We start from the raw sequence: 23690 nt of genomic DNA on the forward strand, positions 1-23690 counted from the left end.
TGCGCGGCGCGTCTACCAGCAGACACGCACGCTCGCGGTGCTAGGCCTCGGAAAGGCGGTGCTTGAGGGCGTCGAACTCGTCCTTGATGCCGGTGGGCAGCTTCTCCCCGACGAACTCGAACCACTCCTCGATCAGCGGGAGTTCGGCCTTCCACTCCTCGGTGTTGACGGCGAGAGCCTCGTCCACGTCGGCGGGGTCCACGTCGAGCCCGGACAGATCCAGGTCGGCCGCCGTCGGCACGATGCCGATCGGGGTGCTCTTGCCGTCGGCCTTGTGCTCGATGCGCTCGATGGCCCACTTCAGCACGCGGCTGTTCTCGCCGAAGCCCGGCCACAGGAAGCGGCCGTCGTCGCCGCGGCGGAACCAGTTGACGAAGAACACCGCGGGCAGCTTGGACTCGTCGGCGTTCTTGCCGATGTTCATCCAGTGCTGGAAGTAGTCGCCGACGTTGTAGCCGAGGAACGGCAGCATGGCCATCGGGTCGCGGCGCACGGTGCCGACCTTGCCCTCGGCGGCGGCAGTCTGCTCGGAGCCGAGGGTGGCGCCGATGAAGACGCCGTGCTGCCAGTCGCGAGCCTGGGTCACCAGCGGCACCGTGGTCTTGCGACGACCGCCGAACAGGATCGCCGAGATCGGCACTCCCTGCGGGTCATTCCACTCCGGCGCCAGCGTCGGGCACTGGGCGATCGGCGTGCAGTAGCGCGAGTTCGGGTGCGCCGCCTTGGTTTCCGCCTCGCGCAGGTTCCAGTCCTGACCCTTCCAGTCGATCAGGTGGTCGGGCTCGCCCTCCAGGCCTTCCCACCACACGTCGTTGTCGTCAGTCTTGGCGACGTTGGTGAAGACGGTGTTGCCCGCGGCGATGGTCTTCATCGCGTTCGGGTTGGAATCCCAGTTGGTGCCGGGCGCGACGCCGAAGAAGCCGAACTCGGGGTTGACGGCGTAGAGGCGGCCGTCCTTGCCGAAGCGCATCCAGGCGATGTCGTCACCGACGGTCTCGGCGCGCCAGCCCGGAATGGTGGGCTGCAGCATCGCCAGGTTGGTTTTGCCGCAGGCCGACGGGAACGCTGCGGCGACGAAGTAGGACTTGTTCTCCGGGGAGATCAGCTTGACGATCAGCATGTGCTCGGCGAGCCAGCCCTCGTCGTGGGCCATCGCCGAGGCGATCCGCAGCGAGTAGCACTTCTTGCCCAGCAGCGCGTTACCGCCGTAGCCCGAGCCGTAGCTCATGATCTCGCGGGTCTCCGGGAAGTGGGTGATGTACTTCGTGTCGTTGCACGGCCACGGCACGTCTTGCTGACCGGGCTCAAGCGGTGCGCCGATCGAGTGCAGTGCCTTGACGAAGAAGCCGTCGTCACCCATCTTGTCGAGCGCGGCCTGGCCCATCCGGGTCATGGTGCGCATCGAGACCACGACGTACTCGGAGTCGGTGATCTCCACACCGAGCTTGGGATCCTCGGCGTCCAACGGCCCCATGCAGAACGGCACCACGTACATGGTGCGGCCACGCATGGAACCGCGGTACAGATCGGTCATGATCCCGCGCATCTTGGCGGGATCCATCCAATTGTTGGTGGGACCGGCGTCGAGCTCGCGTTCGGAGCAGATGAAGGTGCGCGATTCCACTCGGGCGACATCCGAGGGGTCCGAGAGCGCCAGGTAGGAGTTCGGCTGCTTTTCCTCGTTCAGCTTCTGGAACGTGCCGGCCTCGACCAGGCGGGCGGCCAGTCGGTCATACTCCTCGGCAGACCCGTCGGCGAAAACCACCCGGTCAGGCTGTGTCAGCTCTGCGACCTCCTGGACCCAGGCCAGCAGTCCCTGATGTTTCGTCGGTGCGGTGTCGAGACCCGGAATGGTCGCTGAGGTCATCAAATTCTCCTGCGTAGGTTTGTGTAACCCAAGCCGCGTCATGCCGCGGTCACGGCTACCCCTTGGATAGAGGTTAACGCGGGTGACATACCCGCTGTGAACCAGTGGTATGTCCGATCACTCACAGGAACGATTCAGATCGACGTTATCCGCATGTTACTCGTCGGTAGCTTCTCTGTTGCCGTACAAATCCGCCCGGACCGCGTCCAGCGCCCGCTGTAACGGCGGAATCCGGCGGTCCCGTTGAGCGGCCGCCCGCGCGGTGGCGATGGCGTGTTCGCGCAGTTCGGCATCCATGGCGGCAGTCTTCTCGGTCGCGGCGGCGGTCTCCGTTTCCTCTCGGGCCGCCAGTTCAGTGGTGAGTGCCGTTTCGGCGGCGAGCACCCGCGTCGCGACGAGTTCCTCCACCGCCGAACGCAGGGTCGCGGTGATCTCACCGACCCAGCGGTCCAGTACCGCCCGGTCGTGTAACAGCGCACGGGTGCCGACCACCCATACCGCCAGCAGCAGACCCACCACCGCGCCGACCACGAGACCGGCCACGGCCAGGCGTGGCGCCGCACCGACCAGCAGGCGACTGACCGCGACCGCGACACCCAGCCCGAAGCCCGTACCCAGAACCAGCATCAGCCGGGTTTCGAGCGTGCGGGATCTGAGCGGCGGAGACAGCAGGTCGGGTACCACCGCCCCGGCCGCCGACGGCGCAGGCACGGGCAGGTCGAGCTCTGTCGCGACGCCACGCAGGTGTGCGGTCACGCCCTCGTCGACCTCGCCGACGACCTCACCGGCGCGCTGACGGGCGTACTCCTCGAACGTGGCAATCCGGCGACGGCTGATACCGGCGACGTCCTCCTGCAGTTCGGTGCGCACCGAATTACACCGGTTGCGGGCGAAATAGCCGAGCTGAACCCGAGCCTGCTGCATTTGACTGCGCAGCCCGATGCTGCGCTCGGTGCGGGTCAGCCTGCGGGCCCTGACCAGCTCGGCGCGACGCTCCCGCAACACATCCACCCGCGCCTGACGGTCGGCACCGGACCCGTCGGCCTCATACCTGCCGATCACCGCTTCCAGTCGAGTTTCCCAGGCGCGCAACCTGTTCCGACGCGCAATGTCAGGGTCGGCCAACTGACCGGTCAACAGTTCGACGAGTTCATCGAGCTGCGGCTCACCCAGGTCGGGCGCGGCCGACACCCCCACCCAGGGCATGCGCTCGTAACGTTCGTCGCGTCCACGCAGAATCTCCGCGTCGGCGTCGCGCACCTCGCGCCAGTCGCGGTACGCATCGATCTTGGACACCACACCCACCACCAGGTCGGTGTATCGCGAAGCCAAATCAACCAGGGCGCAATCAGATTCGGTGATCGGGGAAGCCGCCGACACCACGAACACCACGGCCGCCGGCGCCTCACCGGCCACCAGTTCGGTGGATTCGACGAACGTGGTCTGTGGCATCAGCTCCCGCAACGCCGCCATGACACTCGTCGATCCGGCCAACCAGGGGCCGGCCACCAGTACCGCGTTGCGAACCTCCACGCCCGGCGAGTTCAGGCCCGGATCGACCGCCGCCACCACGGCGTCAGCCGCCGCCACCGCATCCGCCACGGCCTCATCCCTGGCCGTATCCACCTCGGTCATCGTCCCTTACTCGCCGCGCCCAACAGTCTCAGTGACCCTCGCATGATGTCGTCGCCACAACTGCGGTGCAAGGTACTCACCGGACCGTCACGGTAGCGCCGCCAGTAGCGGGCCCGACGCAGATGGGCATCACGGTCAGCTCCGGGGTCCACCCTCAGCCCGGCCGCCTGCACCACATCGACGGCCGCGGCCATCACCGCGACGACCGTCTCGTCGGCGGCCAGAAAGCGACCCACCATCGGGCCGCCGACCGCTCGCAGCTCAGCCAGCGCCCACCGCACCCGCCGATACCGCACCGACGCGGCCGCGGTGTCGATGGCCGCCACCACCCGGTCGACCTCACTGAGAGCTCGCAACAGCCCGGGCAGGCTCCCGGGATCCGTACCCCGGCTCAACGCCAACGTGGCATGGGCGATCCCGAACCGGTCGAGACGTTGCAGCAACTCGGCGCGCACGGCACGCGGCACCCGGTGCGGACCCGCCACGAACGCGTCCGCCGAGGTCAGATCGGCCGGCTCGGCGACCAACAACCGGAGATCCTCGACCAGATGCTCGCCGAGAACCGTCCGGCTCAACAAAGCGACCATCGGCACCACCGGTACCCCGGCCAACTCCTGCAGGCAGTCGGCCCGGCGGCGGGCGGTGGCGACCGGACCTCCGGGCCCGGACCCGGCCAGATCCGCTTTGTTGAGGACGACGATCGTCGGCCGACCCGCCCGGCTCAGCTCGGCCAGCACAGCCCGATCCTCGGGTTTGAGCACCTCGGCGATCACGACCACCGTCACATCGCCGACATCCGCGAGCCCCAGACCGGAGCCCACCACCGCGGCTTGCACCGTGCTCACGCCGACGCCGCGACGCCCGCGCACACCGACGGTGAGCGGAGCCGAAACGCGCGCACCGATCGCCGCCAACCGCGCATCGCCGTCGCGGTCGGCAAGGCGTGTGAGCTCGTCTGCGAAAATCTGGCGGCCTTCCCTGCGTGATGACGGGCGTAACCCCGGTGCCTCACGAAAAATCGTGACACGGCCCGGACTGACTCGCGAACAGATGTTTACGCCCGGCAGCTGGAGGCAACTGTTGGGTATCAATCTCTACCACGATGCGGGCACACCGCCCCCGATAAGAGACCATGGACGGATGCACCCGTCTAGGTCCGATGTCGGTGGGCCGGCGTCGGCAGATGAGGCGGCTGGCGTGTCGCCCACCCAACCACACCGTTTTCCACGGGTGACCAGCTTCCGCACCCGGCGGTCGACGCTGTCGACCGCCCAGCAACAGACCTGGGACCGGTTGTGGCCCGAACTCGGCATGCAGGCCCGCGATGAGGACTCCCAACCGGTTACCGACCTCGACACCACGGCCTGGTTCGGCCGCTCAGCCCCGCTGATCCTGGAGATCGGCTCCGGCACCGGCACGTCCACCCTGGCGATGGCCCAGGCCGAACCAGAGCTCGACGTGGTCGCGGTCGAGGTCTACCGCAAGGGCCTTGCCCAACTGCTCAGCGCGATCGACCGCTCCGCCCAGACCTCATCGCCGGTGACCAATATCCGCATGGTTCGGGGAGACGGCGTCGACGTCCTCGAGTACATGTTCGCCCCGGAGTCCCTGACCGGCGTGCGGGTGTACTTCCCGGATCCCTGGCCCAAGGCCCGCCATCACAAGCGCCGCCTGCTGCAGCCCGCCACGGTGGCACTGATCGCCGACCGGTTGCGTCCCGGCGGAATCCTGCATGCGGCCACCGACCACGGCGGATATGCCGAGCACATCGCTGAGGTGGGTGACGCCGAGCCGCGGCTGCGCCGGGTCGAGCCCGGTGCCGCTCTACCCGTCTCGGTCGAACGTCCGGTCACCAAGTACGAGCGCAAGGCCCTGGCCGGCCCCGACGTCACCGAGTTGGTGTGGGAGAAACTGCCATGAGTGTGACCGAAGACATGCAGGACGAGACCGCGCAGGTAGACGCCCGATCCGGTGCGGGTTCGGGCACGTCTGCCCGTCGGGTGCTGCTCGTGTGGGATGCCCCGAATCTGGATATGGGACTGGGCGCGATCCTGGGTGGTCGCCCGACCGCCGCGCACCGTCCCCGCTTCGATGCGCTGGGCCGTTGGCTGTTGGGATACACCGCGGAGCTGGCCACCGAATCGGGCGAGTCCACCGGAGACGACACAGGCCTCTCACTGGAGCCCGAGGCCACCGTATTCACCAACATCGCCCCAGGTAGCGCCGATGTGGTGCGCCCGTGGGTGGAAGCTTTGCGTAACGTGGGCTTCGCCGTCTTCGCCAAGCCGAAGATCGACGACGACAGCGATGTCGACAGCGACATGCTCGATCACATTGCCCTGCGTCGCAGCGAAGGCCTGGCAGCGGTCCTGGTCGCCTCGGCCGACGGACAGGCATTCCGGCAACCGCTGGAAGAAATAGCCCGTGAGGGCACTCCCGTGCAGGTGCTCGGATTTCGCGAACATGCGAGCTGGGCGTTAGCGTCGGATACCTTGGAGTTTGTCGATCTGGAGGACATTCCCGGTGTGTTCCGGGAACCGTTGCCACGGATCGGCCTGGACTCGCTGCCCGAGCAGGGCGCATGGCTGCAGCCGTTCCGGCCGCTGTCGGCGCTACTGACCTCGCGTGTGTGACAACTGAAGACCTTCGTTCGCGCGGGTCACCACAAAGTTTCAAAAGCGTTAGGAGCCTAAGTGTTCGCCTGGTGGGGTCGAACGGTGTACCAGTTCAGGTACATCGTCATCGGTGTCATGGTGGCGCTGTGCCTAGGTGGCGGCGTCTTCGGCGCCAGTCTCGGAGAGCACGTCACCCAGAGTGGTTTCTTCGACGAGGGCAGCCAGTCGGTCAAGGCCTCGTTGATGGGCGACGAGGTCTACGGCCGAGACCGAACCAGCCATGTCGTGGCAATCCTGACACCGCCGGATGACAAGAAGATCACCGATAAGGCCTGGCAGAAGAAGGTCTCCGGCGAACTCGACGAGTTGGTCAAGGACTATCCGGATCAGGTGGTCAGCTGGGTCGGCTGGTTGCGCGCCCCGGACAGCGACCTGGAAACCGTCCAGCAGATGAAGACCGAAGATCTGCGAAACACCTTCGTCAGCATCCCGCTCAAGGGCGATGACGACGACACCATTCTGAAGAACTACCAGGCCGCGGAACCCGCCATGCGGGCGATCAACGACGGCAACATCCAACTCGCCGGCCTCAACCCGATCGCCAGCGAGCTCACCGGCACCATCGCCACCGACCAGAAACGCGCCGAACTCGCGATCGTTCCGCTGGTCGCCGTGGTGTTGTTCTTTGTGTTCGGTGGCGCGGTGGCAGCGGCCCTGCCCGCCATTATCGGCGGTCTGACGATCGGCGGCGCGCTGGGCATTCTGCGGTTTACGGCTGAGTTCATGCCCGTCCACTTCTTCGCCCAACCGGTCGTGACGATGATGGGCTTCGGTATCGCGATCGACTACGGCCTGTTCATGGTGAGCCGGTTCCGGGAGGAGCTCGCCGAGGGGTATGAGGTCGATGCCGCAGTTCGCCGCTCCGTCATGACCTCGGGCCGAACCGTGGCCTTCTCCGCAGTGATCATCGTCGCCTCCTCTCTACCGCTGTTGCTGATCCCGCTCGGATTCCTGAAATCGATCACCTACGCGATCATCGCGTCGGTCCTGCTCGCGGCATTCCTGTCGATCACGGTGCTGCCGGCAGTGCTGGGCATCCTCGGACCGAACGTCGATGCGCTCGGTGTGCGCACCCTGCTGAAGATCCCGTTCCTGGCCAACTGGCCGTTCTCGCGCAAGATCATCGATTGGTTCGCCGAGAAGACCCAGAAGACCATGACCCGCGAAGAGGTCGAGAAGGGTTTCTGGGGCCGGCTGGTCAATGTGGTGATGAAGCGGCCGATCGCCTTCGCCGCACCCATCCTGATCGTCATGACGCTGCTGGTCATCCCATTGGGTCAGCTCGCACTCGGCGGGTACAGCGAGAAATACCTGCCGCCGGACAACTCCGTGCGCATGGCCCAGCAGAATTTCGACCAGCTGTTCCCCAGCTTCCGTACCGAACCGCTGACACTCGTGATCCGCAACGACAGCGGCGACCCGGTGACCGATCAGCAACTTGACGACCTGCGCGCCAAGGCGCAGACCGTGTCGGGCTTCATCGGCACCAATGACCCGTCGACGATGTGGCAGGAACGGTCGGTCCAGGAGGGCGGGACCAAGGATCCTTCGGTGCGGGTCATCCAGAACGGTCTGGTCAACAGTGCCGACGCACCCGCGAAGATCCACGCACTGCGCGACCTGTCCCCGCCACACGGCACCTCACTTTTCGTGGGTGGAACCACGGCGCTGGCGCAGGACAGCATTCAGAGCCTCCTCGACAATCTGCCGCTGCTGGTGGTGATCCTGGTGCTCACCACCACGGTGCTGATGTTCCTGGCATTCGGCTCGATCGTGCTGCCGATCAAGGCGGCGTTGATGAGCGCGCTTACGCTCGGCTCGACGATGGGCATCCTGACGTGGATGTTCGTTGAGGACGGCCACGGGGCCGGACTGCTGAACTACACCCCACAACCCCTGATGGCACCGATGATCGGTCTGATCATCGCGGTGATCTGGGGTCTGTCCACCGACTACGAGGTCTTCCTGGTGTCCCGCATGGTGGAGGCCCGCGCGCGCGGGATGTCTACCGCCGAATCCATCCGGATCGGCACCGCGACCACCGGCCGGCTCATCACCGGCGCCGCGCTGGTGCTGGCCGTGGTGGTGGGCGCGTTCGCGTTCTCTGACCTGGTGATGATGAAGTACCTGGCGTTCGGCCTGCTCATCGCCCTGCTGCTGGACGCCACGGTCATCCGGATGTTCCTGGTGCCCGCCATCATGAAGCTGCTCGGCGATGATTGCTGGTGGGCTCCGCTCTGGATGAAGCGCATTCAGGAGAAGCTCGGCCTCGGTGAGACCGAGCTGCCCGACGAGCGTAAGCGTCCGATGACCCAGGAGTCCGGTGAGGACCCCCGCGCGCTGGCCGGCGCCGGCGCCCTGCCCGCACCTCGGCCACACGATCCGACGCATCCCGGGCCCGAGCCCATGCGCCCGCTGATGCCACGGGCCAACGCCCCCTCGGCCGCGGGCACCGCGCGGATCGCCCGCCGCAAACGCCCCCGCAGCGGCCCGATCAGGAACCGGCCACCACGCGGTTCGCCATGGCGCGCAATGCCGTGCGCAACGCGGTGAACACGGCGGTCAACACGGTCAACACCGCCACCGGCAACACCAACGCCGGTACGGAGCGCACAGCGCGGACGACCGCGCGTCCCGGTGGAGCCCCCGCGGGGCCCCCACCGCGTGAAGAACGTGAGATCGAGTCGTGGCTCGGTGCGTTGCGCGGCGGCCCGGCCAACGGCAATCCGCCTCCGTCTCCGCCTCCGCCCCCGGCACCGGCTCCGGCTCCGCGGCCCTCGGCCGACGCGACCCGTGCGATGCCGCAACAACAGCACCGTCCACCGGCCGGTGCGGAGGGTGCGCCGACCACGGCATTCAACGCGCAGCGTCCGGGACCGGGCCCCGGCCCGAATCCACCGTCACGCCAACGCGATCAGGATCCGTCGACCCAGAAGTTCAACCCCAACGACGACGAACCTCCGCGTCGCGGGGGCGGTATGAGCGCGCAGGATCTGCTGCGTCGCGAAGGCCGGCTCTGATCCCGGGTTAACGTCCCGCCTCCGGCGGCAGGTCGTCGGAGGCGGCTTCGATGAGAACGCCCTCCGTGTCCTGCTGTCGGACCTCCTCGGCGTCCGGGTCCTCCGCCAGCAGGACGCGGGTCGCGCTGTTGATGAATGCCACGGTGGGCACCGCGAGCAGGGCGCCGACGATGCCTGCCAACACGCCACCGCCTGCGATGGCGAGCACGACCGCCAGCGGGTGGATCGACACCGCGCGTCCCATCACCAGCGGTTGCAGCACATGGCCTTCCAACTGCTGCACGGCGATGATCAGGCCGAGGGTGATCAGCGCGTAGACGAACCCCTTGGCCAGCAGTGCCACCACCACCGCCAGGAATCCGGCGACCACCGCACCGACCAGTGGGATGAAGGCGCCCATGAACACCAGCGAGGCCAGCGGCAGCGCCAGTGGGATGCCCATGATCGCCAGGCCGGTACCGATTCCGAGCGCATCGACGAGCGCGACGAGGAACGTCGCTCGCATGTAGCCGCCCAACGAGTGGAACCCGGCGCGCCCGGCGTCCTGGACCCGTTCGCGCACATGCGACGGGAACACCTTGGTGACGAACGCGAAGATGCTGCGCCCGCCCTGCAGCAGGAAGATCAGCGTGAACAACACCAACAGCGCCCCGGTGAGCAGTTCGGTGAGGGTCCCCGCGGTGGACAACGCCCCGGTGGTGAGCTTCTCCTGGTTGCGCTGCAGAGCTTCGATCGCGGTGTTGCCGGCCTGGTCGATCTGCTCCTTGCTCAGCTGCAGCGGGCCGCTGATCAGCCAGTTGCGCAGCCCGTCGATGCTTCGCGTCACCTGCTCGACGAGTTGCGGTGCGCCCTCGATGAATTGGGAGATGACGAAGCTCAGGATTCCGCCCACCACCGCGAAACTGGCGAGCAATACCAGGGCCACAGCGGCTCCGCGCGGCGCGCCGCGGCGGTCCATGAAGTCGACGGCCGGCAGCAGCAGGGCGGCGACCATCGTCGCCAGTGCAATCGGCACCACGATCACCTCGAGGTGTTTGATCAGCCATAGCAGGGCCACGACTGCCGCCAGGATGACCAGCAGGCGCCAAGACCAGGCGGCTACCTTGCGGACGAACGGCGTGACGGCCTCATCAGCAACAGGATCCAGAGCCATCTCGGTAGCCTAATGCGGCGCGCCCAGCAAGCAGCGATCTTGACACGACCTGCACGGTTACCCTGTAGGGCGTGTCACAGGACGCGCCGGCCGACACAGCCCCGTACCGAGCCGGCTCCGCGCGCGGCAAGTACTGGTGGGTGCGTTGGGTCGTCATCGCACTCGCCGTCACCGTGCTCGCGGTCGAGCTGACGCTGGTTTGGGATCAGCTCGCGAAAGCGTGGCGCAGCCTGCTCACCGCCGATGGATGGTGGGTCCTGGCGGCGGTGGGCGCCGCGATGGCCTCGATGCACAGCTTCGCCCAGATCCAACGGACACTGCTGCGCTCGGCGGGCGTGCGCGTCAAGCAATGGCGTTCGGAGGCCGCGTTCTACGCAGGCAACGCTCTGTCGACGACCATGCCAGGTGGCCCGGTGCTCTCGGCGACGTTCGTGTATCGACAACAACGCATCTGGGGGGCCTCACCGCTGGTGGCCTCGTGGCAGCTGGTGATGTCCGGTGTGCTGCAGATCGTGGGCCTGGCATTGCTCGGCCTCGGCGGTGCCCTCATGCTCGGCGCCACCAAGAACCCCCTGTCGCTGATCTTCTCGATCGGCGCATTCCTGGCGATCATCCTGTTGGCCCAGGCCGTGGCCACCAGACCGGAATTGATCGACGGCATCGGAGCCAGGGTGCTGTCGTGGGTGAACTCGTTGCGCGGCAAACCCTCCGATACCGGGCTGGCCAAGTGGCGCGAGATCCTGCAGCAGTTGGAGTCGGTGAGTCTGGGTCGTCGAGACCTGGGGGCGGCGTTCAGCTGGTCGATGTTCAACTGGGTCGCCGACGTCGCCTGCCTGGCCTTCGCCTGCTATGCCGCAGGCGGCCATCCTTCGCTGGCCGGGGTCACGGTCGCCTACGCCGCGGCCAGGGCGGTGGGGTCGATCCCGCTGATGCCGGGCGGTCTGCTGGTGGTGGAGGCGGTGTTGGTGCCCGGGCTGGTCTCCTCGGGAATGACGCTGGCCTCGGCCATCTCGGCGATGCTCATCTACCGGCTGGTGAGCTGGATCTTCATCTCGGCGATCGGGTGGGTGGTGTTCTTCTTCATGTTCCGCACGGAGAAGGACATCGACCCCGACGCCGGCGGGCCGGCAATTCAACCCGGGACCGGCGGGCCGGCAATTCAACCCGGGGCCGAGGCCCCTCCCGAATCCGAGCACTAGGAGCATCCATGCGAATCCGATATCCGATGGCAGTGCTCGCCCTGATCTTGGCGGGCTGTTCGTCGGCGCAGACCCCGCAATCGGAGTCCACGACCACCACCACCGCCCCGCCGCCGATCGTCACGCCGGTGGTGGGATCGGTTCTGGCCGAACCGGTCCCGGTGGCGGCCACCGATGGCCGTACGCACCTGGCATACGAGTTGATGCTCACCAACACCTCACCGTCCGTCGTCACCCTCAACTCGCTGAGCACCGTGGCCGGTGACCGCAAGTTGCTCACCCTGTCCGGCGACAGCCTCAAATACTGGACCAGGGCCGTGGGTAATTCCGCCGTCGGAACCAACGTGATCGGCCCCGGACAGAGCGCCTACGTGTGGCTGGACGTGATCGCCGACGAGCCGGCACAGGTGCCAGACGAACTCACCCACGAGCTCGGGATCACCGTGGCCAAGCCGATGCCGCCCCTCGTCCCACCGACCCTGACCCAGTCCGTGGCACCGGTATCGGTCCAGACCCGCAAACCGGTGTCCATCTCCCCGCCCCTGACCGGCGACAACTGGGTCGACGCCAACAGTTGCTGCGATATGACACCGCACCGCATGGCGCTCAACCCGATCAACGGAAAGGTCTGGGCAGCAGAACGATTCGCGATCGACTACGTGCAGCTCGGCACCGACGGCCGGATACTCACAGGCGATCGGGCCAAGGTCACGAGCTACCCGTATTTCGGCTCGGAGATCCACGCGGTGGCCGATGGACCAGTCGTGGCGGTGCTCGACGGACTGAACGAGCAGGTTCCCGGTGTCACGCCCAACGGCCTGACCCTGCAGCAGTTCGGCGGTAACCACATCGTGCAGGACATCGGTGACGGCAACTACGCCTTCTACGCGCATCTGCAACCGAACAGCCTCAAGGTCAAGCCCGGCGACACACTCAGCACCGGACAGGTCATCGGCGCCCTGGGGAACTCCGGCAACTCCGATGCACCGCATCTGCACTTCCACGTGATGGACGGCCCGGATCCGTTGGCATCCAATGGCTTGCCCTTTACCTTCAAATCGTTCCGGCTCGATTCGCGGCTGACCTCGCTGACCGCCGCCGATACGCTGTTCGACGGCAAGCCGGCCGCACGGCAACCGGGCTTCGCCGAGCGCGACCAAACCGACGTCAGTCCACTGGTATTGGATGTGATGACATATGCGACGGGCTAGCGGTGCAGCCTTCCTGGCCGATCTGATCTGCGTGGTGGCCTTCAGCACCATGGGGCGACGCAGCCACGCCGAGGTGCTGTCGGTGGCCGGGATCGCCGAGACCGCATGGCCGTTCCTGACCGGAACGGTGGTGGGATGGCTGCTGTCCCGCGGCTGGCAGCGACCGACGTCGTTGGCGCCCACCGGGGTCGTGGTGTGGATCAGCACCGTGGTGGTCGGCATGGTGCTGAGGAAACTGACCTCAGCGGGAGCGGCTGGCGCCTTCATCGTGGTCGCCACGGTGTCGACCGCGGTGCTGCTGTTGGGCTGGCGCGCTGTGCTGGCAGCGGTACAGCGCCGTCAATCTGTCTGAGGCACATCCTCGGTCGACGAGGCCGCCACGGCGACCGTCAAGGTGGCCCGCACACCGCCGAGTGGCCCGTCGGACAACGTGATCTCACCGCCGTGCAGCTGGGCCTGCTGCGCCACCAAGGCCAGGCCCAACCCGGTGCCGCCCGCCATCGCGGTGCTGCCGCGACGGAACCGGCCCAGCACGGTCTGGTGCTCCTCGGCCGGTAGTCCGCGCCCGTTGTCGTCGACGGTGATGACGAGAAACTCGCCGCTGCGGTGGGCAGTCACCACGATCCGGGTGGCCTCACCGTGGACGATGGCGTTGCGCACCAGGTTGTCCACCGCGATGCGCAACCCACCCGGCCAGCCCAGTACCGGACCGACATCGTCGGCCACCTGCACCTCGATCCCGACGTTCTCACGGACCCGGGCGTTCTCCCGGACCACCCGGTCGAGCAGATCGGCGACGTCGATCAGTTCGCGGTCCTCGTCCTGGGCGAGTTCTCCCGAGGCGAGCTGTCCCAACGCGGTGATGATCGCCTCCACCCGGCGCTGCGCCCGGGACAGGTCGGCGACCACCTCGTCCCGCTCGGATTCCGGCAGGTTGTGGATTCGCAGGGTGTCCAGGTCGGCGCGCATCGCGGTGAGCGGGGTGCGCAGTTCGTGTGCGGCATTGGCGGCGAAATCCTGCGCAGCCTGAAGGGAATTCGTGGTGGCACGCTGCGCGGCAGCCAGGCGGGTGAGCATCCCTGCCATTGCCTCCGACAACTCCTCGGCCTCCCGCACGCCACGCACCTTCGGCATCGCGTCGGTACCGCTGTCCAGTTTCGAGGTGTGCTCGGTGAGCTTGCGCAGCGGCCGGATGGCCGGCCCAGCCAACAGCCACCCCAGACCGCCCGCCACCAGCACCGTCGCCACACCGATCGCGGTGAACAAAGGAATCCTATTGGGGCTCAACAAGATACCGTCGGTCCGGATACCGATGGACATCAATACCCCGCCCTGCTGGTGCAGTTGGACGGTGCGTACGCGGTAATCCACCCCGTTGACCTCGACGGTCTCGGTGCCCGGAGGGAGCGCGGGCAGCTGGAAGCCACGCTGGAACACCACTTGACCGGTGGCGCCCGACCTCCCGGTGGTCAACACACCGCGCGTCGGATCCTGCAGATGCTCGGGGTTGATGCTGGCATCGACGATCGAATCGAGCCTGCGATCCAGCTGCGCAGAGTCGTTGTTGGCCAACACCACCGAGGTCAGGAGGGTGAACGCCGCGACCACGGCCGCAGCCGCCAGCGCCGAAGCCACCGCGACCCTGGTGCGCAACGACGCGGAACGGATCAAGCCGAAAGCCCGCACCTAGCGTTTGTTCCTCACGGAATCCATCACACATCTTCCCGCAGGACGTACCCGATTCCCCGCACGGTGTGGATCACCCTGGGTAAGTCGGGTGACTCGAGCTTGCGCCGCAGATACGAGATGAACACGTCAGCCACGTTGGTGTCCACGTCGAAGTCGTATCCCCAGACCAGCTCGAGGAGCCGTTGCCGCGACAACACCACACCGGCGTTCTCGGCCAGCACGGCCAGCAGGTCGAACTCGCGCTTGGTCAGGTCGACCCGGTCACCGGCGACGAACACCAGCCGACGGGCGGTGTCGATGGTCAGCACCCCGACGGTCATGATGTCCGACGGCCGATCGGCATGGCTGGCCCGGCGCAACAAGGCGTTGAGCCGTGCCACGAGTTCACCCAGGTCGAACGGTTTCGTCAGGTAGTCGTCCGCGCCGGCTTCCAGCCCGGCGATGCGGTCGTTGACCGTGTCACGCGCCGACAGCACACAGATCGGGATCTCGTTGCCCAGTGCCCGCAGAGCAGTGACCACCGCGACGCCGTCGAGTTCCGGCATCTGGACGTCGAGAACGAGCGCGTCGTGAGACTCATTCGACAACAGGCGCAGTGCCTCCTTGCCGGACGCAGCGACCCGGACGTCGAACCCCGAATGCCGCAATCCGCGGGCAACCGACGTACGTACATCCGGGTCGTCGTCCACCATCAGCACCGTGCGGTTCACGCTTTCGGGTGTCACGTGTCCTTCGACGCTGCGGGGGTAGCTTCCACCCGCATCGGTTACGGGATGGAGGGAGCCGGAGCTTCGCCGCAGCGGTTCTTCAGGTCTACCAGTGGCTGGCGGATACCGGAGAGCTCGGCCTTGGTCTGCGGGTTCGCTTCCATGTAGTCGTGCACCTTGGTCCTGACCTCTTCACGAGGCAGGCCTTCCAGGCTGGTGAAGAAGTAGTTCACATCGGGATGGGTGAACAGGTACGCCGAGGTCGATGCAGAGACGCCCGAAGCCACGCCGGCCAGATCGGCTGCGCTGCAGTTGGGGGGGTTGGCCGCCGGGTCGTCGGCAAGTGCCGACGGGATGGCGCCGAGCAGCATCGCACCGGCTACCGCGCCGGCGCCGGCCACGCCAGCTACCACGCGCCGCGCATTTCGGGCCGAGAGCAACATGGTCAAGCTCCTTCATCGGATCGGGAAGGCCGTGACCCCAATCGGTCATCGGTTGAAGAAAGCTAAGCAGAATCCGTGACTACTTGCCTATCTTGTGCGTAAAACCGCTGCGCTGGGTGGTGAACCCGCAGTTCAGCGGTGGCACCGCCACGCCGCGACGGCGGCGGACCTAGCGCGCCGCGGCGGTCGCGGGACCCGGAAGCGGACCCGTCGCCGGGATCTGGGTGGCCTGGACCAGCCCCATCAGCTGCGGCATGGTGACGGGCAGCTTGCAACGCGTCCCGAGGACGGTCAGCGGCTGCTGCAGCTGCTGGATGTCCTTGGCGGCCTGAGGGTCGGTGTCGAAGTAGGCCTTGAGGGCCGCGATCGACGTGGCGCCCCCCTGCTGCTGACTGATCGTGGTCAGGGCCTGGTTGGTCTTCGGATGGGTGTCCAGGTAGTTGCCGATGTTGGTGGCCACCCCGCCTGCGGTGCGGGCGACCTCGCTGGCCGCACACGGATCGGTCGCCGCCGTGGCGGAGGGGACCGCGAGCACGGCCACCGTCGCACCGCCGGCCGCGATTGCCGCGAGGACGGCGGCCAGCGGCCGGCGCAATCCACCGTTGGTCGGTTGCATGGAGAACTCCTTCAGCGTGGGCCCCTGCGCACACGTCAGCCGGGGTCGTCCTCAGCTATGTCGCGCGACGGCGCCGATCCGTTAGCCGAGCGCGGCGGCGGCGGTCACGTAACGCTACGGATGGCAGCTGTGGATATTGCTGTGAACGTCTCGGGGCGATCTCAGAACCGGAAGAGAGCGGGCCACACTACACCCGTGGAGGTACGCTCTCGCTGACACAAGCCAGGACACGCCCAGCCATGTTGGGGGAGAAAGCGGGGACCTCGCATCCAGCAGTTCATGATGCGCTTGAGCAGCTATCTGCGCAGATTCCGCTGGGCGGTTTTCGCGACTTGGTTGTTGCTTCTGGTGCCCTCGATCTACCTCGCGATCAACCAGTCGTCCAATCTGACCGGCGGCGGTTTCGACGTCGAAGGTTCACAGTCGCTCCACGTCCAGCGACAACTCGAGGAGAATTTCCCGGATCAGGGCGCGTCCCCACTTGCCCTGATCGCGGCTCCCCGCGCGGACGCCTCGTTCGAGGACATGAACTCTGCGGTGGCGTGGTTGGAGAAGATCGCGGGCCAGGTGCCCAGCGTCAAGATCGTGCCGAATCCGCAACAGCGCGCCCCGCAGCCGGACCGCCCGTACGTCATCACCTTGCAGCTGGACTTCAACAACACCGGCGCGGTGGACGTGGCCAAACAGCTGCGCCAGAAGGTCGGGATACACGGCGAAAACCCGGGTGAGAGCGAGAACGGCAAGGTCAAGTTCTATGTCATCGGGCAGGGTGCCCTCGGCGCGGCCGCCACCCAGGCCACCAAGCACGACGTCGCCGCGGCCGAGAAGTGGAACCTGCCGATCGTGTTGATCGTGCTGCTGGCGGTGTTCGGCTCGCTGGCCGCGGCGGCACTGCCGCTGGTGCTCGGCATCTGCACGGTCGTGGTGACCATGGGCCTGGTCTATCTGCTGTCCATGTACACGCAGATGAGCGTGTTCGCCACCTCGACGGTGTCGATGTTCGGTATCGCCCTGGCCATCGACTATTCCCTGTTCATCCTGATGCGGTACCGCGAGGAGTTGCGGGCCGGCCGCGATCCGACCGATGCGGTCGACGCCGCCATGGCCACCTCCGGACTGGCGGTGACGCTGTCGGGACTCACGGTGATCGCCTCGGTCACCGGCATCTACCTCATCAACACCCCCGTCCTGGTGTCTATGGCCACCGGCGCGATCCTGGCCGTCGCGGTCGCGGTACTGACCTCCATCACATTGACCCCGGCGGTGCTGGCGACGTTCGGCAACGCCGCCGCCAAACGCTCGTCCTACCTGCACTGGTCACGGCGCGTCGAGGCGAGTCAGTCGCGGTTCTGGACCCGGTGGACCGGCGCGGTCATGCGCCGTCCCTGGGCCTCTGCCGCGAGCGCGGCAGTCCTGTTGTTGATCCTGGCGGCCCCGGCGTTCGGCATGGTCCTGGGCAACAGCATGCAGCGCCAGTTCGAGCCCACCCACGAGATCCGCGGCGGCGTCAACGCCGCCGCCGACGCATTGGGCCCCGGCGCGCTGGGCCCGGTGCGGGTGCTCGTGACGTTCCCGGGTGGCACCGCATCCGGACCCAAGGGCACCGCCACCATCGACGCGGTACGCCAGGAGATGGCCAGAACACCCCATGTGGTGAACGTGCAGCCGCCCGTGTTCGCCGACAACAACAGCAGCGCGCTGCTGTCTGCCGTGCTGTCGGTGGACCCGGAAGACCTGGCCGCCCGCGAGGCCATCGACTGGATGCGGGACCACCTGCCCGTGGCCGCGGGGGCGGACGCACGGATCGATGTCGGCGGCCCGACCGCCCTGATCAAGGATTTCGACGATCGGGTCTCCAGCACCCAGCCGCTGGTGTTCCTGTTCGTCGCGCTGATTGCCTTCGTGATGCTGTTGGTGTCGATCCGGTCGGTACTGCTGGCGCTCAAGGGCGTGGTGATGACGGTGCTGTCGGTGGCCGCGGCCTACGGCAGCCTGGTGGTCGTCTTCCAATGGGGCTGGTTCGAGGATCTGGGCTTCGAGAAGATCAGCTCGCTCGACAGCACCGTTCCGCCGTTGGTTCTGGCGATGACCTTCGGCCTGTCGATGGACTACGAGATCTTTTTGCTCACCCGGATTCGGGAGCGGTTCCTCCAGACCGCCGACACCCGCGACGCGGTTGCCTACGGCGTCAGCACCAGCGCGCGCACCATCACCAGCGCCGCGTTGATCATGATCGCGGTGTTCATCGGGTTCGCTTTTGCCGGCATGCCCCTGGTGGCCCAGCTCGGTGTGGCCTGCGCGGTGGCCATCGCGGTCGACGCGACCGTGGTCCGGCTGATCCTCGTGCCCGCCCTGATGGCCATGTTCGACGAATGGAACTGGTGGCTGCCGCACTGGTTGGACCGGCTGTTGCCCGAGGTGGACTTCGAGAAGCCTTTGCCCAAGGTCGAGGTCACCGATCTGGTGATCATCCCCGACGGCATCTCGGCGCTGGGTCCCAGCGGATCAGACCTGCGCATGATGGTGCGGACCGCCGCCCGGATGAAACATCTTGCCCCGCAGACGATCATCGTCACCGATCCGCTGGCGTTCAGCGGCTGCGGCAAACCGTCCGCATGGCTGGCGGCGCAGCGGCCGGGCGGGCCGAAACGCTGCCCTGGTGTGCATCCGGTAACGATGTGGCGGGGCAGGCTCTCGGTAGCCGTGGACGCGCTTGAGGCCGAGGCCGAGGCCCAGCGGGCTCCGATGAAACGGCTCGGCCCGGTCGAGACCACCAATGTGCAGCTGCCGACCGGTGATCGGCTGCAGATCCCGACCGGCGCCGAAACGCTGCGGATGAAGAGTTATCTGGTCATGTGCCGCAACAGCACCAAAGACTTTGAAGAGTTTGCTGATCTTGTCGAGTCGATGGAAACCGAGACCGCAGCCCTGGTGTTGTCGGGCATGGACCGGTATTACTGTGGGCAGAACCCGACGAGCAGATGGGTGGCCACGCAGCTGGTGCGGCGGCTGGCCGACCCGCAGCCGTCCGACGAGCGCGAGTTCGCGATGTCGGACCCGGATGCAGCTGCCGAATGGGAGAAGGTCAGGCAGCGCTGCCTGTCAGTTGCGGTAGCAATGCTTGAGGAGGCGAAGTGACGTTGGCCCCCGACGTCCGGGAACCGAGGGATGCGCGGATTGCGCGTCGTGACGAGATTCAGCCGGCTCAATCGTCTGCTCGACGCCCCCAGGCGCCGCCGGCTCAACGCACCTCCGGGCAGCGCTCATCGACCCAACGAACCGCAGCCCAACGAACGACTGCGCAGCGGACCAACGCGCCGCGGCCCGCCTCGGCTCAGCCCACGTCGGCACCGCGCGACACGACGTCACGCACGACCGGGCAGCGCAGTTCGGCACAACGCTCCCCGAGCACGCCCAACCAGGTACAACGGACACAGGAGCAACGTGCTCCCAAGCAGGACACCAAGGGACAGCGCACACAGGGGCAGGCAACGCAAACACCACGCACACCGGTCCAGCGCTCGAAGCAGCCGGCACAGCCACGACAACCGCGTCAGGGCCAGGCCGCGCCGCCGCAGCGTCAACCCACCTTCGACGAGCGGCCGGTCGAGTACTGGCCGACCGCGGCGATCCGTGCCGCCCTGGAGACCGACGACATGACGGTCTGGCAGCGCATCGTCGCCGCCATCAAGCGTGACCCCTACGGCCGGACCTCCCGACAGGTCGAAGAGGTTCTGCAGACCGCCCGGCCGTACGGGGTATCCAAGGCGCTGTCAGAAGTGCTGGTGCGCACCCGTGAGCACCTGGAAGCCACCGAACGCGCCGAGGTGGCCCACCAGATCCAAGCCATGCTGCGTCGCTCCGAGCTGCAGGCGCCCGAGTTCGCCTCGCGCATCGGGGTATCCAACGAGTCCTTCGCCGATTACCTGGAAGGCACCGTCAGCCCGCCGGCCTCGCTCCTGCTGCGTATGCAGCGTCTCTCCGAACGCTTCGCGAAGCTGTCCGCGCAGCGTTCGGCGAAGTAGTCCAGAATCGTCGCTACCGCATCAGCGCGAGTGCAACGGCGTCACATTGTCGACGAGCCAACGCCCGTCGTTCTTGCTCAGGGCGACCCGTAGCGCCATGACCGCATTGTCGGTGGGTTTGCCCGGCGCACTCTGAGTTCCGCGCAGGACCACGGCCACACTGGCCACCTGCGGACCCAGTGCCTCCACACCGGCCGAGATGGTGCTCGCCGTGGCGGACACGTTCTTGCTTGCCAATTCCTTTGCCACATTGGCAAATTCGTTCTTGAACTGCTGAGCCTGACCCGGCGACATCATGGCCGTCGCGCGGTCGATCGAGCTGGTCGGGCTCTGCGGACTGAACGTGGCGGTGGCCTCCGAGACGCTGCTGGCAATGCGCACCACCTCGTCGCGGTCGTTGTTGAAACTGCGGTCGGGCACGGTCCAGCGCAGGTAACCCACTGCCACCGCGGCCACCACGGCGGCGGCCGCCACTCCGGCGACAGCGAGCCGCAGTCCGGGGGCATCGTCGTCGGTGCCCAATGTCACGCCGTCGCGACGGGCCAGCGCGATGTTGACGATGACGCCCTGCACGATCAGCAGGCACAGCACCGAGCACAGCGAGACCCACCACAGCGGCCAGGACAGCGCCAGTCCGATGTAGAGCACCGCCGCGATGGCGGCCAGCGGGGCGGCGATGTCGAAAGCCAGCACACGCAACCGGTTTCTCATCGGATCGGCTCCAACCGCGAGACCATCAGGGTGCCGTCGACGTCGGAGACGTCCAGACGCAGGGTCCAGCGCACGGTCTGAGGCTTGTCCGTGCCCGCGTTCTCGCTGACCGAGGTCGCCACCACGAGCACGGTGTCGGTCCGCGACACCATCCCCGTCAGCTCCTTCTTGGGCGCAGGCATCGGACGGCCATCGGGGCCCGGCGGCGGGTGGTACAGCGATTCGATGGCTACCGAGTCGATCTGCCCGGTGGTGCGGGCCTGCAGCCGCTGTACCAGGTCTCGGTAGGGCTGCACGGCGGCGTCGAAGTCGGCATTGAGCTGTCCGACCGTGCCCTCGCGCAGCTTCTGCATACCGGCCTCGACGGAGTCCTTGTTGATGTTGATCAGGACACTGGTCCAGTCGGCCGCAGTGCGCAGGACCCTGGTCTGGTACGTGCGCTCGTCGGACTCGCTGCGGTGGCCGGACCACACCATGACGGCCAGGACCACCGCTACGACCGCGATGAGTCCCGCCACCGCCGATGCGAAGCCGAAGCCGGTGAGGGCACCGCCGGAGTGATCGTCGGTGCTGTCCTTGCTGTCCTTGCTGTCCTTGCTGTCCTTGCTGTCCTTGCTGTCCTTGCTCGGCGCCTCGGGCATGGCCGTGAGGGTACCGCCAGCCAAACCCTCCCGGCGCACCCGCGGCCTTCTGGAAGAATGTCGGGGTGACGGTAGAAGCGATCAAGTCGGGTATCGATCTGAGCCATGTCGACCCGCAGGCCCGCCCGCAAGACGATTTGTTCGGCCACGTCAACGGCAGTTGGCTGACCGACTACGAGATTCCAGCCGACCGCGCCACCGACGGCGCATTCCGGCTGCTGCACGACCGTGCCGAGGAACAGATCCGCGATCTGATCACCGCGGCCGCCGCGTCCGGCGCTGCGGCAGACACCGACGAGCAGCGCATCGGTGATCTGTACGCCAGCTTCATGGACGAGCAGACCATCGCCGAGCGTGGCCTGACGCCGCTGCTCGAGGAGCTCGCCCTGATCGACGCAGCTGCCGACAGTGACGCGCTGGCCGCGGTGCTGGGCGGCCTGGAACGTACCGGGGTGTCCGGTGGGGCCAGCGTGTACGTGGACACCGATTCCAAGGATTCGACGCGCTACCTGCTGCACATGAGCCAGTCCGGCCTCGGGCTGCCCGACGAGTCCTACTACCGCGACGAACAGCACGCCGAGATCCTGGCGGCCTATCCGGGCCACATCGCCCGGATGTTCACCATCGTCTTCGGGGCGGACACCGCGGCCGCTCAGACCGAGACGGCGGCCCGGATCGTGGCGCTGGAATCCAAGCTGGCCGCCGCGCACTGGGATGTGGTCAAGCGGCGCGACGCCGACCTGACCTACAACCTGCGCACGTTCGCCGACCTGGCGGCCGATGCCCCCGGATTCGACTGGACCGGCTGGCTGGGGGCGCTCGGCAGCACACCGGAAGCGGTGGCCGAGCTGGTGCTGCGTCAGCCCGATTACGTGACGGCATTCGCCGCCCTCTGGGCCGGCGAAGATCTCGACGACTGGAAGGCCTGGACCCGCTGGCGCCTCATCCATTCGCGCGCCGGCCTGCTGACCGACGAGCTCGTGGCCGAGAACTTCGACTTCTACGGCCGCACCCTGAGCGGCACCGAGCAGAATCGCGATCGCTGGAAGCGCGGCGTCTCGCTGGTCGAGGGCCTGATGGGCGATGCCCTGGGCAAGCTCTACGTGGCGCAGTATTTCCCGCCCGAGGCCAAGGCCCGGATGGACGAGTTGGTGGCCAATCTGCGCGAGGCGTACCGGGTCAGCATCAACGAGCTGGACTGGATGACCCCGGAGACCAGGGCCAAGGCGCTGGTGAAGCTGGACAAGTTCACCCCCAAGATCGGCTATCCAGCCCGCTGGCGGGACTATTCGGCGCTGGTCGTCGAGCGCGACGACCTGTACGGCAACTACCGCCGTGGCCATGTGGTGAACTCCGATCGCGAGCTGGCCAAGCTGGGTGGCCCGGTGGATCGCGATGAATGGTTCATGACACCGCAGACGGTCAATGCCTACTACAACCCGGGGATGAACGAAATCGTCTTTCCCGCAGCGATTCTGCAGCCACCGTTCTTCGACGCCCAAGCCGACGACGCCGCCAACTACGGCGGTATCGGCGCGGTGATCGGGCACGAGATCGGTCACGGTTTCGACGACCAGGGCGCCAAGTACGACGGCGACGGCAACCTTGTCGACTGGTGGACCGATGCCGATCGCGCCGAATTCGGGCTCCGCACAAAGGCTTTGATTGATCAGTACGAACAGTTCAGCCCGCGCGGGCTGGACGGCTCGCACCACGTCAATGGAGCGTTCACGGTCGGCGAGAACATCGGGGACCTCGGCGGGCTGTCCATCGCCCTGCTGGCCTATCAGCTGTCACTGAAAGGCCAGGAGGCCCCGGTGATCGACGGGCTGACCGGCGTGCAGCGCGTCTACTTCGGCTGGGCTCAGGTGTGGCGGACCAAATCCCGCGACGCCGAGGCGATCCGGCGTCTGGCGGTCGATCCCCACTCACCCCCGGAGTTCCGTTGCAATGGCGTCATCCGCAACATCGACTCGTTCTACGAGGCGTTCGAGGTGGCCGATTCCGACGAGCTGTACCTGGAACCGGCTCAGCGCGTGCGCATCTGGAACTAGCCGGATACCACAAAACCCCCGCGGCGACGCGGGGGTTTTGTCGT

17 protein-coding genes and 2 pseudogenes are annotated in these 23690 nt (G+C 66.9%); 9 read left to right on the plus strand and 10 right to left on the minus strand.

The window, feature by feature from the left end; genetic code table 11:
- Positions 1–40: 40 nt before the first annotated feature.
- The 3 genes from G6N44_RS16445 to G6N44_RS16455 all read right to left on the minus strand — a co-directional run bounded on the left by G6N44_RS16445 (position 41) and on the right by G6N44_RS16455 (position 4416).
- Complete coding sequence (locus tag G6N44_RS16445) at positions 41–1867, minus strand: phosphoenolpyruvate carboxykinase (GTP) (protein ID WP_163665726.1); 1827 nt, start codon at positions 1865–1867, stop codon at positions 41–43.
- Positions 1868–2023: 156 nt separating this feature from the next.
- Positions 2024–3502: a hypothetical protein gene (locus tag G6N44_RS16450; RefSeq protein WP_179964394.1), complete on the minus strand. Its 1479-nt coding sequence runs from the start codon at positions 3500–3502 to the stop codon at positions 2024–2026.
- Positions 3499–4416, minus strand: coding sequence for a hypothetical protein (locus tag G6N44_RS16455; RefSeq protein ID WP_163665728.1), 918 nt, complete (start codon positions 4414–4416; stop codon positions 3499–3501). The genes G6N44_RS16450 and G6N44_RS16455 overlap by 4 nt, the downstream gene beginning before the upstream one ends.
- Before the next feature lie 208 nt (positions 4417–4624).
- On the opposite strand from G6N44_RS16455, the gene trmB reads away from it, so the two are divergent.
- From trmB to G6N44_RS16470, 3 genes and pseudogenes are all read left to right on the plus strand, one after another.
- A complete protein-coding gene (gene trmB / locus G6N44_RS16460; RefSeq protein ID WP_163670050.1) occupies positions 4625–5422 on the plus strand; it encodes a tRNA (guanosine(46)-N7)-methyltransferase TrmB in 798 nt (265 codons plus the stop codon).
- Positions 5419–6135, plus strand: coding sequence for an NYN domain-containing protein (locus tag G6N44_RS16465; RefSeq protein WP_163665730.1), 717 nt, complete (start codon positions 5419–5421; stop codon positions 6133–6135). Before trmB ends, G6N44_RS16465 begins: the two co-directional genes overlap by 4 nt.
- A 60-nt stretch (positions 6136–6195) precedes the next feature.
- Positions 6196–9197: pseudogene (locus G6N44_RS16470) on the plus strand (MMPL family transporter).
- A gap of 7 nt (positions 9198–9204) precedes the next feature.
- Here the strand turns inward: G6N44_RS16470 and G6N44_RS16475 are convergent.
- Positions 9205–10350, minus strand: a complete 1146-nt coding sequence (locus G6N44_RS16475; protein ID WP_163665732.1) for an AI-2E family transporter — start codon at positions 10348–10350, stop codon at positions 9205–9207.
- Between the two features lie 71 nt (positions 10351–10421).
- Between G6N44_RS16475 and G6N44_RS16480 the strand changes: the two genes are divergently transcribed.
- The 3 genes from G6N44_RS16480 to G6N44_RS16490 are packed head-to-tail and all read left to right on the plus strand — an operon-like array spanning position 10422 to position 13112.
- Positions 10422–11549, plus strand: a complete 1128-nt coding sequence (locus G6N44_RS16480; RefSeq protein WP_163665733.1) for a lysylphosphatidylglycerol synthase transmembrane domain-containing protein — start codon at positions 10422–10424, stop codon at positions 11547–11549.
- 8 nt (positions 11550–11557) lie between these two features.
- Positions 11558–12760, plus strand: a complete 1203-nt coding sequence (locus tag G6N44_RS16485; protein ID WP_163665735.1) for a M23 family metallopeptidase — start codon at positions 11558–11560, stop codon at positions 12758–12760.
- A complete protein-coding gene (locus G6N44_RS16490) occupies positions 12747–13112 on the plus strand; it encodes a DUF3054 domain-containing protein (protein WP_163665737.1) in 366 nt (121 codons plus the stop codon). Before G6N44_RS16485 ends, G6N44_RS16490 begins: the two co-directional genes overlap by 14 nt.
- On the opposite strand, the gene G6N44_RS16495 is transcribed toward G6N44_RS16490, so the two are convergent.
- From G6N44_RS16495 to G6N44_RS16510, 4 genes are all read right to left on the minus strand, one after another.
- Positions 13100–14446 (minus strand): sensor histidine kinase, encoded by a 1347-nt coding sequence (locus tag G6N44_RS16495; protein ID WP_163665739.1) that lies wholly within the window; start codon positions 14444–14446, stop codon positions 13100–13102. The genes G6N44_RS16490 and G6N44_RS16495 overlap by 13 nt on opposite strands.
- 26 nt (positions 14447–14472) lie before the next feature.
- Positions 14473–15141, minus strand: coding sequence for a response regulator transcription factor (locus tag G6N44_RS16500; protein WP_163670055.1), 669 nt, complete (start codon positions 15139–15141; stop codon positions 14473–14475).
- Between the two features lie 74 nt (positions 15142–15215).
- On the minus strand, positions 15216–15599 hold the full coding sequence (locus G6N44_RS16505) for a heme-binding protein (RefSeq protein WP_163665741.1): 384 nt from the start codon (positions 15597–15599) through the stop codon (positions 15216–15218).
- 169 nt (positions 15600–15768) lie between these two features.
- Positions 15769–16215, minus strand: coding sequence for a hemophore (locus G6N44_RS16510; RefSeq protein ID WP_163665743.1), 447 nt, complete (start codon positions 16213–16215; stop codon positions 15769–15771).
- A 279-nt stretch (positions 16216–16494) separates the two neighbouring features.
- Between G6N44_RS16510 and G6N44_RS16515 the strand changes: the two genes are divergently transcribed.
- Both G6N44_RS16515 and G6N44_RS16520 read left to right on the plus strand, forming a co-directional pair.
- A complete protein-coding gene (locus G6N44_RS16515) occupies positions 16495–19353 on the plus strand; it encodes an MMPL family transporter (protein WP_163665745.1) in 2859 nt (952 codons plus the stop codon).
- A gap of 434 nt (positions 19354–19787) precedes the next feature.
- Positions 19788–20240 (plus strand): annotated as a pseudogene (locus tag G6N44_RS16520) (hypothetical protein); the annotation flags it as partial.
- A gap of 21 nt (positions 20241–20261) precedes the next feature.
- On the opposite strand, the gene G6N44_RS16525 reads toward G6N44_RS16520, so the two are convergent.
- Together G6N44_RS16525 and G6N44_RS16530 are read right to left on the minus strand one after the other, a co-directional pair.
- Positions 20262–20951, minus strand: a complete 690-nt coding sequence (locus G6N44_RS16525) for a hypothetical protein (protein WP_163665747.1) — start codon at positions 20949–20951, stop codon at positions 20262–20264.
- Positions 20948–21592 (minus strand): hypothetical protein, encoded by a 645-nt coding sequence (locus G6N44_RS16530; protein WP_163665749.1) that lies wholly within the window; start codon positions 21590–21592, stop codon positions 20948–20950. Before G6N44_RS16530 ends, G6N44_RS16525 begins: the two co-directional genes overlap by 4 nt.
- A gap of 65 nt (positions 21593–21657) precedes the next feature.
- Here G6N44_RS16530 and G6N44_RS16535 point away from each other — a divergent pair, with 65 nt between their 5' ends.
- Complete coding sequence (locus tag G6N44_RS16535) at positions 21658–23646, plus strand: M13 family metallopeptidase (RefSeq protein ID WP_163665751.1); 1989 nt, start codon at positions 21658–21660, stop codon at positions 23644–23646.
- The last annotated feature ends 44 nt before the right edge of the window (positions 23647–23690 follow it).

This window comes from Mycolicibacterium alvei (assembly GCF_010727325.1).
GTDB lineage: Bacteria > Actinomycetota > Actinomycetes > Mycobacteriales > Mycobacteriaceae > Mycobacterium > Mycobacterium alvei.

What these genes read in the sequence shown, in the direction of transcription:
- G6N44_RS16510 (WP_163665743.1), bottom strand. Translation starts at nt 16,215, where the DNA reads ATGCAACCGACCAACGGTGGATTGCGCCGGCCGCTGGCCGCCGTCCTC.
- G6N44_RS16465 (WP_163665730.1), top strand. Translation starts at nt 5,419, where the DNA reads ATGAGTGTGACCGAAGACATGCAGGACGAGACCGCGCAGGTAGACGCC.
- G6N44_RS16490 (WP_163665737.1), top strand. Translation starts at nt 12,747, where the DNA reads ATGCGACGGGCTAGCGGTGCAGCCTTCCTGGCCGATCTGATCTGCGTG.
- G6N44_RS16485 (WP_163665735.1), top strand. Translation starts at nt 11,558, where the DNA reads ATGCGAATCCGATATCCGATGGCAGTGCTCGCCCTGATCTTGGCGGGC.
- G6N44_RS16445 (WP_163665726.1), bottom strand. Translation starts at nt 1,867, where the DNA reads ATGACCTCAGCGACCATTCCGGGTCTCGACACCGCACCGACGAAACAT.
- G6N44_RS16530 (WP_163665749.1), bottom strand. Translation starts at nt 21,592, where the DNA reads ATGCCCGAGGCGCCGAGCAAGGACAGCAAGGACAGCAAGGACAGCAAG.
- G6N44_RS16500 (WP_163670055.1), bottom strand. Translation starts at nt 15,141, where the DNA reads ATGGTGGACGACGACCCGGATGTACGTACGTCGGTTGCCCGCGGATTG.
- G6N44_RS16475 (WP_163665732.1), bottom strand. Translation starts at nt 10,350, where the DNA reads ATGGCTCTGGATCCTGTTGCTGATGAGGCCGTCACGCCGTTCGTCCGC.
- G6N44_RS16525 (WP_163665747.1), bottom strand. Translation starts at nt 20,951, where the DNA reads ATGAGAAACCGGTTGCGTGTGCTGGCTTTCGACATCGCCGCCCCGCTG.
- G6N44_RS16505 (WP_163665741.1), bottom strand. Translation starts at nt 15,599, where the DNA reads ATGTTGCTCTCGGCCCGAAATGCGCGGCGCGTGGTAGCTGGCGTGGCC.
- G6N44_RS16450 (WP_179964394.1), bottom strand. Translation starts at nt 3,502, where the DNA reads ATGACCGAGGTGGATACGGCCAGGGATGAGGCCGTGGCGGATGCGGTG.
- G6N44_RS16515 (WP_163665745.1), top strand. Translation starts at nt 16,495, where the DNA reads ATGATGCGCTTGAGCAGCTATCTGCGCAGATTCCGCTGGGCGGTTTTC.